The sequence below is a fragment of the Vibrio sp. V12_P9A6T4 genome, assembly GCF_963874835.1.
Lineage (GTDB): Bacteria > Pseudomonadota > Gammaproteobacteria > Enterobacterales > Vibrionaceae > Vibrio > Vibrio anguillarum.
Genome location: NZ_CAWNJO010000100.1, coordinates 1 through 8875, shown reverse-complemented (window position 1 = coordinate 8875; position 8875 = coordinate 1). Strand labels below are relative to the sequence as shown.

At 44.0% G+C, this 8875-nt stretch carries 10 protein-coding genes and 1 pseudogene; 6 read left to right on the top strand and 5 right to left on the bottom strand.

Annotated elements, in window-relative coordinates:
• Window positions 1-58: 58 nt before the first annotated feature.
• Both tnpA and AACQ42_RS15470 read right to left on the bottom strand, forming a co-directional pair.
• Window positions 59-458 (bottom strand): annotated as a pseudogene (gene tnpA, locus AACQ42_RS15475) (IS200/IS605 family transposase).
• A 144-nt stretch (window positions 459-602) separates the two neighbouring features.
• Window positions 603-890 (bottom strand): winged helix-turn-helix domain-containing protein, encoded by a 288-nt coding sequence (locus AACQ42_RS15470; protein ID WP_010318729.1) that lies wholly within the window; start codon window positions 888-890, stop codon window positions 603-605.
• 204 nt (window positions 891-1094) lie between these two features.
• Here AACQ42_RS15470 and AACQ42_RS15465 point away from each other — a divergent pair, with 204 nt between their 5' ends.
• From AACQ42_RS15465 to AACQ42_RS15450, 4 genes are read left to right on the top strand one after another with little or no spacing between them, the layout of a single operon-like run.
• Entirely contained in the window at window positions 1095-1442 is a 348-nt protein-coding gene (locus AACQ42_RS15465) for an ArsC family reductase (protein WP_017047857.1), read from the top strand.
• Between the two features lie 16 nt (window positions 1443-1458).
• Window positions 1459-2592: a succinyl-diaminopimelate desuccinylase gene (dapE, locus tag AACQ42_RS15460; protein WP_017045749.1), complete on the top strand. Its 1134-nt coding sequence runs from the start codon at window positions 1459-1461 to the stop codon at window positions 2590-2592.
• Between the two features lie 3 nt (window positions 2593-2595).
• The gene (locus AACQ42_RS15455) at window positions 2596-3279 is read left to right on the top strand and encodes a M15 family metallopeptidase (protein ID WP_094165201.1); all 684 of its coding nucleotides are present in this window, start codon (window positions 2596-2598) and stop codon (window positions 3277-3279) included.
• Entirely contained in the window at window positions 3251-3460 is a 210-nt protein-coding gene (locus tag AACQ42_RS15450) for a DUF2897 family protein (protein ID WP_013856288.1), read from the top strand. The genes AACQ42_RS15455 and AACQ42_RS15450 overlap by 29 nt, the downstream gene beginning before the upstream one ends.
• Window positions 3461-3503: 43 nt before the next feature.
• Here AACQ42_RS15450 and bamC read toward each other — a convergent pair whose 3' ends face one another.
• The gene (bamC, locus tag AACQ42_RS15445; RefSeq protein ID WP_094165199.1) at window positions 3504-4523 is read right to left on the bottom strand and encodes an outer membrane protein assembly factor BamC; all 1020 of its coding nucleotides are present in this window, start codon (window positions 4521-4523) and stop codon (window positions 3504-3506) included.
• A 51-nt stretch (window positions 4524-4574) separates the two neighbouring features.
• Window positions 4575-5453 carry a 4-hydroxy-tetrahydrodipicolinate synthase gene (gene dapA, locus AACQ42_RS15440; protein WP_026028067.1) on the bottom strand — a complete coding sequence of 293 codons (879 nt, stop codon included), beginning with the start codon at window positions 5451-5453 and terminating at the stop codon, window positions 4575-4577.
• A gap of 282 nt (window positions 5454-5735) precedes the next feature.
• On the opposite strand from dapA, the gene AACQ42_RS15435 reads away from it, so the two are divergent.
• Both AACQ42_RS15435 and bcp read left to right on the top strand, forming a co-directional pair.
• Complete coding sequence (locus tag AACQ42_RS15435) at window positions 5736-6278, top strand: glycine cleavage system protein R (protein ID WP_013856284.1); 543 nt, start codon at window positions 5736-5738, stop codon at window positions 6276-6278.
• Window positions 6279-6291: 13 nt separating this feature from the next.
• Window positions 6292-6759: a thioredoxin-dependent thiol peroxidase gene (gene bcp / locus AACQ42_RS15430; protein WP_094165197.1), complete on the top strand. Its 468-nt coding sequence runs from the start codon at window positions 6292-6294 to the stop codon at window positions 6757-6759.
• An 81-nt stretch (window positions 6760-6840) separates the two neighbouring features.
• Here bcp and AACQ42_RS15425 read toward each other — a convergent pair whose 3' ends face one another.
• On the bottom strand, window positions 6841-8712 hold the full coding sequence (locus tag AACQ42_RS15425; protein WP_064625783.1) for a methyl-accepting chemotaxis protein: 1872 nt from the start codon (window positions 8710-8712) through the stop codon (window positions 6841-6843).
• Window positions 8713-8875: the final 163 nt, after the last annotated feature.

The following is an 8875-nucleotide window of genomic DNA, read 5'->3' as shown; positions in this document are numbered from 1 at the left end:
CCTATAAGGGGGCATCCTCGCGCTGTTAGTTCATCTTCAACTCTAACTGCGCCTCATATTATTGATCTTTCTTGTCTTGGTGTCTGACGTACCGTCTGATGATTTCTTCATTTACGCCAACCGTATCGACAAAGTAACCTCTTGCCCAAAAATGATTCCCCCAGAGCTTCTTTCTTATATGGGGGAATTTATTAAACAACCGAATTGCCGAACGTCCTTTCAACACTCCCATCAACGTTGAGATAGAAACTTTTGGTGGAACTATCACAACCAGATGAACATGATCCGGCTGAACATTTAGTTCCAATACCTCACAATCTTTCATATTGCATAAAATATAGATTGAGCGATAAAGCTCCTACATTACCTTTCAGGATCTTGAATCTGTATTTCGGCGTCCAAACTATGTGGTATTTACAACGCCAATGGACATGTGATGAACTTCTGTAGTCGCCCATGTTTTTTGTTTCCTCTTACTTGTGGTGAATAAGAGGTTTACTTCTAACATGGGCACTTCTTCGGGCAATAGCCCCAAGGTTCAATCACCACCGCCCAAGGCGGTGGTTTAGGGATGACAATAAAAAAAGCCAGCAAATGCTGGCTTATGCACTAAATCCAAGGCTAGTCGCAATATCACAGCGACGATCTAATACCCATTGACTATCAAATGGCCCCCAATCAGAGAGTTGATAGTAACCATCATTGTGACGCCTTCCATCTTGAACAAACATCAGTTCAATCCCTATTCCTGGCAGTGCTTTCAGGACATCCTGAATCGTACGGCGAGGCCACCCCGTTTTTTCGATGAGTTTGGGCACGTTTGGTCTTTCAAGGCTTTCTACTAACAAAGCTAAATACAGTCGCCTTGCAAAAACAGGACTCAGTTCCATTGACACCTCCTATTACTGTGCCGCTTCATTATTTCTGTTTTCACATTTAGAGTGTTGCGTTCGATCAATAACTTTCCAATCGTAAGCAACTGAAACACATTTTTTTTTAAACAACGAAATAAAAGCATCTCTATTTTGTAAGCCACAGCGCTTCCTGATAGGATTTGACCATTAAAAAAATAATACGCCTCAACAAGGATTTTTATGACGATCACTATGTATGGCATTCCCAACTGCGACACCATTAAAAAAGCACGGAAATGGTTGGAAGCTGCGGGGGTGGATTACCAATTCCATGACTACCGCAAACAAGGTATTGATGCCGAGCTCGTGGCTCAGTTTTGCCAAGCGCTTGGTTGGGAAAATGTACTCAATAAACGCGGTACAACCTTTCGTCAGCTCACGCCGTCACAAAAAGAGTCGTTAGATGCTCACAGTGTTGTGACTTTGTTGGTTGAACAACCAGCTATGATCAAACGACCTATCTTATTGGTCGATACCCATTACCATCTCGGTTTTAATGCTCAGCAATACGCTGCTATTTTCTCTTAATACAAGGATTTCAAGGATGACAGACAGCCCTGTACTGGCGCTCGCAAAAGATCTCATTAGTCGCCAATCAGTAACTCCTGAGGATGCAGGTTGCCAAGACCTGATGATTAAACGCTTACAAGCACTAGGGTTTGAAGTGGAAACAATGGTCTTTGAAGATACCACTAATTTTTGGGCTCGCCGCGGCACTCAATCGCCTCTTTTTGCCTTTGCCGGCCATACGGATGTGGTTCCCGCGGGTCCTTTAGCGCAGTGGCATACAGCGCCGTTTGAACCGACTGTAATTGATGGTTATTTGCATGGGCGCGGGGCGGCAGATATGAAAGGCTCGCTTGCTTGCATGGTTGTCGCTGTCGAGCGCTTTATTGAACAGCACCCTAACCATCAAGGTTCGATTGCCTTTTTGATCACTTCAGATGAAGAAGGGCCATTCATCAATGGCACCACTCGCGTAGTCGATACGTTAATGGCGCGTAATGAGCCAATTGATATGTGTATCGTCGGTGAGCCATCGAGTACATTAAATGTGGGCGATGTGATAAAAAATGGCCGTCGTGGCTCAATTACAGGCGATCTACAAATAAAAGGGATTCAAGGACACGTTGCTTATCCTCACCTTGCCAATAACCCGATTCACCAAGCCTTGCCAGCGTTAGCCGAACTTGCGGCAATAAAATGGGATGAAGGGAACGCTTATTTCCCACCGACCAGCTTCCAAATTCCAAACTTGCAAGCTGGCACGGGAGCATCAAACGTCATCCCCGGTGAGTTTGACGTGCAGTTTAACTTCCGTTTCAGTACCGAGTTAACCGATGAAGAGATCAAGCGCCGCGTGCATTCTATCTTAGATGCCCATGGATTGGATTATGAATTACGCTGGACATTAAGCGGCCAACCTTTCTTGACCGACACGGGCTCATTACTGACTGCCGTCGTTAAAGCCGTCGATGAGGTGAACCACAAATCCCCAGAGCTATTGACGACAGGGGGCACATCTGATGGACGCTTTATTGCCCAGATGGGCGCACAAGTGGTCGAACTTGGTCCTGTTAACGCGACAATTCATAAAGTTAACGAGTGCGTTAAGATTGCCGATTTAGAGAAACTGACGGATATGTACCAAAAAACCCTAGAGAATTTATTGGTGTAACCCATGACTCCAGAGCAGTTGACCGGACAAACCGACTCCCATTTAACATCAGTGCTGATTGGGCAGAAATCTTTCTTGGTTCACCCCGGGGTGAACCAAGATTTGCTCGATCTAAAGCAAGCGGCTGACGACGCTGGTTTTGATTTCCATATCGCCAGTGGGTTTCGTGATTTTGAACGCCAACTGAACATCTGGAATCGGAAAATGTCAGGGCAAGCCGAATTACTGGATAATAACAGTCAACCGGTAAACCCTGCTCAGTTAAGCGAAGAACAAAAGATATTCACGATTTTGCGCTGGTCAGCGCTGCCCGGTAGTAGCCGCCACCATTGGGGGTGTGACTTTGATGTTTTTGATCGCAAAGCATTACCGACAGGTGTCACGCTCAAGCTTGAACCGTGGGAATATCTCTCAGGCCACCAAGCTCCTTTTTATCAATGGATGAAAGAGCATTTACCTAAGTTTGGTTTTTTCTTCCCCTACCAAGGAAAGAAAGGCGGTGTTGCGTTTGAACCTTGGCATATTAGCCACAAAACAGCGGCTAAAGACTGCCTTGACCTGTTGACGCCAAGCATATTGGCGACACAGCTTGAAAACATGCCGCTCCTAGGTGTGTCGACGGTACAAGAGAACTTAGATCGGATCTACACTCAGTACATTGTTAACATCAGCCAACCGGAGTCCTAATATGGAATTCATTACCAACCCTTGGGTTATCACTATTGTAATCTTAGCGGTGTTTATCGGTAATATTGCCGCGCTGAAATACACGGCTAACATGAAATTTGGCTTGAAAGGGAAAAAGAGTGATCTGGATAAACTCAACGAACTTGATAAGCACGAAGACTCAGATTCAGAGCAAAAATAAAGGGACTTTCGTCCCTTTATTTTTCATGGATTCGTCATCACAATTACTGACGCTCGGCAATCGCCGACAGTACAGGTACCATATCTTTCAGTAGTTCTTCTTCCACCGGCTTGCCGGCTGAATTGGTCACGTTGATCGAGGTACGGTTACCTAGATCACCTAACAAGAAGGTGTAAGTTCCACTTTTTAGCGAGATAGGTTTCACGCCAATGTCTTGCCAAAAGGCGTCATCTGGCGCGGAGTATTTCGCTTTTATTGTACCTTGAGATTGGTTGCGCTCTTCGAGCGTAAAACCGATCTGCGGCATAAGATTAGGCAAACGTTGCCACAGAACATCGTAAGAGGTACGAGCAATAATTACAGGGAAACCACTACGGTCACTGCCCATCGTAATGGGGATCTGTTTAACCAACTGTTGAGCTTTACGTGCTGCTTCTTGACGTAGATCGGTATCGTAACGAGCCGTGACCAAATTGGTCATGAACGCATTATAACGCTCTTTATTGGTGGCACTCACTGTCATCTCTTTGCCACCTTCACGCCAACCAGTCAATGAAATCTTAAAGCCAAAACGATTATTCGCCATCACCCGTGAGATTTGGTAGCGGCTACCAATCTCAACTTCTTCATCTTCGGAAATCCAAGTCACCCAATCAGTATCAATCTGGTTTTCACTTTGTGCAGCGATACCAATATTTCGCTCTTTAAGCATGGCTAACGCAGTTTGCCACACCTTGTCGGCTTCATCTTGCTTGATCATCCATAATGTTACTTCGCCATTTTGGCGCTCGGCACGCGCGCCAGGGATCAATTCTAAGACTTGTTGAGGAGGACGAATATCCACAGTACGGCCAATGCCACCTTGGAAGTCACCTTCAGGGATCTGGTAATTAGGGTAAAACTGCGGAGTGGCTCCTTCAGGAAGTTGCCACTCTTTTAGAGCCGGGGTTTCTAAATAAGCAAAATCATCTTTTGCTTGGCGACGCTGAGAAGCGTTACCAGCACATGCGCTTAAAACAAAAACAGCTAGTGAACTGATAACTAGCTGATGAGTAAATTTCATTCAAACTCCTAGACTGCCGAGGAAAAAGCCTCGGCACAATATTGAATCGATTTAGAAGATACAAGCTTCGGTCATGGCTTGGGCAACCGTTGAACGTACAGGTTCAGACAGTTCAGTCAAAGGTAGACGTAGATCACCATTTGTAATCAATCCCATTTTGTGAGCAGCCCATTTCACTGGGATCGGGCTCGACTCAACAAACAGACCTTTATGCAAAGGCATCAAACGTTGATTAATAAGCTCAGCCTCGTCGAATCGGCCTTCTAATGCTAAGTGCATCATCTGCGCCATATCTTTAGCGGCAATATTATTCGTCACCGAAATAACACCTTGTCCACCTAATTTAACAAACTCCAAACCCGTCGCGTCATCGCCACTTAATAAAATAAAGTCTTTTCCACAAAGCTCACGATGAAGAGCCACTCGGCTCAAATCACCCGTTGCATCTTTCAAAGCGACAATCGTTTTAATTTCAGCAAGGCGAGCGACGGTTTCAGGACGCAAATCCACCGCTGTACGGCCTGGTACATTATAGAGAATCTGAGGGATATCAGTCTCTTGAGAAATTGCTTTGTAGTGTTGAAATAAACCTTCTTGGGTTGGTTTATTGTAATAAGGAGTCACACTTAAACAGCCAGCAATACCTGTGTTATTTAATAAACGGCTAAACGTTACCGCCTCATGAGTGGCATTCGCACCCGTTCCCGCAATCACAGGAATACGTCCTTCGGCAAACTCGACGGTTTTTGCGACAACTTTGACATGCTCTTCAACGGTTAGCGTGGCAGATTCACCCGTTGTTCCGACGGCAACAATGGCGTCAGTTCCGGCTGTCACGTGAAAGTCCACCAGCTTCTTCAAACTAACAAAATCAACCTCACCATCATGATTAAACGGTGTAATGAGCGCTACGATACTTCCTGAAAACATGTCCATCTCCCTAATTTGTTACTTTCTGCATGGTACTGTAAGGCGATTGAAAAACACAAGGGATTAAATTCGCTTAATCAGCCCATTTGGATGAATATTTATCAGATGTTAGAGGTTTAACAAACAACATCAATTAAGGGCAAACTTTATAGCGGATCTGAATATGTCGATGTCAACAACACGTTATTTTCAAGACGGAGTTCTTAAAAAGCTATTCCACCACCGTTCCTCTATAATTTAACTGTGATAACATGCCCAAAACGATAAAAGTGAAGCGATATTATGACTCAGCATCTAGTGATCACTGCTGTAGGGACAGACCGCCCTGGTATCTGTAATGAAGTGGTACGTTTAGTTACGCAATCAGGCTGCAATATCATCGATAGCCGAATTGCTTTATTTGGCAAAGAGTTCACGCTCATCATGCTGGTCTCTGGCAATACAAACCACATCACCCGAGTAGAGACAACCTTACCTTTATTAGGCCAACAACATGATCTCATCACCATCATGAAACGTACATCACCTCATGATTATCAAGATAATGCCTATACGGTTGAAGTGTTTGTTGAGTCTGAAGACAAAATTGGCCTAACAGAGAAATTCACTCAATTTTTTGCCAATCGTAATATTGGTATGGCTTCACTGAGTGCGCAGACGATTCATAAATCGAAGTTACATCTTGATCACGACCAATTTCATATTGCCATTACCGCCAGTGTCGATTCAGGGTGTAACTTAATGCAACTACAAGAAGAATTTGACAGTTTATGCAAGACACTGGATGTACAAGGTTCGCTCAACTTTATAAAAAACAGTCAATAAAAAAGGAAGAATAATGAAAACGCTTACTGCAGGCACGCCAGCACCTGCTTTTTCACTTTTAGATCAAGATGGAAATACCGTTTCCCTTGCTGATTTCTCAGGGAAAAAGGTGTTGTTCTACTTTTATCCTAAAGCCATGACACCAGGTTGTACCGTTCAGGCTCAAGGCCTTCGAGATGTAAAAGCAGAACTCGATGCTCATAACGTAGTGGTACTCGGAGTCAGCACCGATCCCGTGAAGCGTTTAGAAAAGTTCATTGAACGTGATCACTTAAACTTTACTTTATTATCCGATGAAGACCACGTGGTTGCTGAGCAGTTCGGCGTATGGGGTGAGAAGAAGTTCATGGGCAAAGTTTATGATGGCCTACACCGGATTAGCTTTTTAATCAACGAGCAAGGTATCATTGAACAGGTTTTTGATAAATTCAAAACCAAAGATCACCATGAAGTGGTACTTGATTATCTAAACGCCCAATAATCAAAGCTCGACTGAAATAAAAAATGCCAGTTCTTAATACTGGCATTTTTGTAACACGGCTAATCAAAAGTTGATGTGTAATTACACAATGAACTTATTGAGCAGAGCATCTTGCTCACGAACGTTTTCCGTTTGAACCTGCATTGCGATATTGGCTTCTTCAGCAGATTGTGCCACTTGCGTCGACAAATCTTTAATCTTCACTGTATTGGTGTTGATCTCTTCAGCCACAAGGCTTTGCTCTTCTGCCGCAGATGCAATTTGGATATTCATGTCCGAAATCACTTGTATCGCATCACGAATACGGTTCAATGCCGAATTTGCTGTTTTCGCTTTATTTACCGCATCAACAGCCGTCGTTTTACTTTCATTCATAGCCGAAGAAACCGAACTCGCTCCTGCTTGTAATTGCTCAATCATACTACGAATTTCAGTGGTCGATTGCTGAGTGCGCTGAGCTAGTGTACGCACTTCATCAGCAACAACGGCAAAGCCACGGCCAGATTCACCCGCTCGAGCCGCTTCAATCGCCGCGTTTAAGGCAAGCAAGTTAGTTTGATCAGCAATGTCATTAATCACTTTCAAAATAGTTTCAATATTTGCCGTCGCGGACTCTAGGCCTTTCACCTCTTCCACCGCTTGGTCAATGCGGGCCGATAAATTGTCGATCGACAATGTCGTTTCACTGACCACACTGGAACCATCTTGCGTTGCTTCATCGGCTTCTTTCGCCGCTGCTGCTGCACCTTGCGCATTATTGGCAACTTCTGTCGATGTCACTGCCATTTCGTGCATTGCAGTGGCTAGTTGCTCTAACTCTTGTAACTGGGTGCGCATCGCTTCTGCTGACTCATGAGCACCTTGCACCGTGAGCTCTGTGCCACGCATGATCTCTTCACCAATCGCTTTTGATTGCGTGATCTGCTTTTGCAGCGTCTCAGTAAAGGTATTAAACCCTGATGCGAGTTGAGCAAACTCTTGGTCCGTATTAGTATCCAAGCGTTTGGTTAAATCCCCCTGCCCTGAGGCGACATCTTGAATCGCTTCATTGAGCACACCTAATGGACGCATTAACACTTTAATCAGTAGCGTCAAGCCAATCACACTCAACACAAGCCCAATTAACGTATAGATAATAGAGCTATTGCGTAATACGCCAATCGCATTGAAGGCGATGGATTCATCAACAATCGCACCGATGTACCAGTTCTCACTTGGAATATGAGTGAAGCTGACGAGATAACGGGTACCATCAATTTCAATCTGTTGGTCCCCCTCTTTCAGAGTCACTTGTGGTAAATAAGTCGATAACTTCTCACCATTATTTTTGGTATCAGGGTGGGCAATCGTCGCTCCGTCACCTGAAACAATAAAGAGGTAACCCGCATCGAATAAATTAATAGAGTTCACCAATTCAGCTAAACCCGTCAATTCCATATCGTAGAACATGGCACCAGAGAATCGACCTTGATCGTAAATAGGCGTACCAATAGAAATGATCACATTTTTGGTAGAAATATCGACATACGGCGCTGTAACGATAAGCTTTTTCGATGCTTTAGCATCCACAAACCAAGGGCGCTTACGAGGATCGTAATCGGCGCTTGGTTCCCAACCGTCATCATTCTCCACCACTTTGCCATCGGATTCATACCCTAACCCTATGGCTAAAAAGCTTTTTTTCAACTTCGGTTTTTCAAGAATGTTTTTAACGTAATCCCGGTTTAGCGGATCAAGCTCAATCACTTCAGTCGTCGATTGAGCCAAGGTTTTTTTACTTTCCATTTCAGAAACAATGGTGTTTTTGACCCCAGCTTCCATTTCACTCAGACTTTTTGTAACTAGGGATTCTATTTCCGAGCGAACAATGCTCAGTTGCTGAATAGAAATAAGCGAGACGGTAACAAGCAGAAGTGCAGAAGAAGCTGCAACTATTTTTTGGCTAAACTTCATAAGTATCCCTCATTGATGCCAAATTAATTATCATTGTTGTGGTTATAGTTAGTTATCGCCAAGTTACAAAAAATCTATAGCTTTTTTACACATCCACTTAGTTCAGTCTAATCAATATTTACTATTTGGCAAAAAAAAAGCCCAAAACGATTACGGTTTAGGC

What these genes read in the sequence shown, in the direction of transcription:
- AACQ42_RS15435 (WP_013856284.1), top strand. Translation starts at nt 5,736, where the DNA reads ATGACTCAGCATCTAGTGATCACTGCTGTAGGGACAGACCGCCCTGGT.
- AACQ42_RS15455 (WP_094165201.1), top strand. Translation starts at nt 2,596, where the DNA reads ATGACTCCAGAGCAGTTGACCGGACAAACCGACTCCCATTTAACATCA.
- AACQ42_RS15425 (WP_064625783.1), bottom strand. Translation starts at nt 8,712, where the DNA reads ATGAAGTTTAGCCAAAAAATAGTTGCAGCTTCTTCTGCACTTCTGCTT.
- bamC (WP_094165199.1), bottom strand. Translation starts at nt 4,523, where the DNA reads ATGAAATTTACTCATCAGCTAGTTATCAGTTCACTAGCTGTTTTTGTT.
- dapA (WP_026028067.1), bottom strand. Translation starts at nt 5,453, where the DNA reads ATGTTTTCAGGAAGTATCGTAGCGCTCATTACACCGTTTAATCATGAT.
- AACQ42_RS15470 (WP_010318729.1), bottom strand. Translation starts at nt 890, where the DNA reads ATGGAACTGAGTCCTGTTTTTGCAAGGCGACTGTATTTAGCTTTGTTA.
- bcp (WP_094165197.1), top strand. Translation starts at nt 6,292, where the DNA reads ATGAAAACGCTTACTGCAGGCACGCCAGCACCTGCTTTTTCACTTTTA.
- AACQ42_RS15465 (WP_017047857.1), top strand. Translation starts at nt 1,095, where the DNA reads ATGACGATCACTATGTATGGCATTCCCAACTGCGACACCATTAAAAAA.
- dapE (WP_017045749.1), top strand. Translation starts at nt 1,459, where the DNA reads ATGACAGACAGCCCTGTACTGGCGCTCGCAAAAGATCTCATTAGTCGC.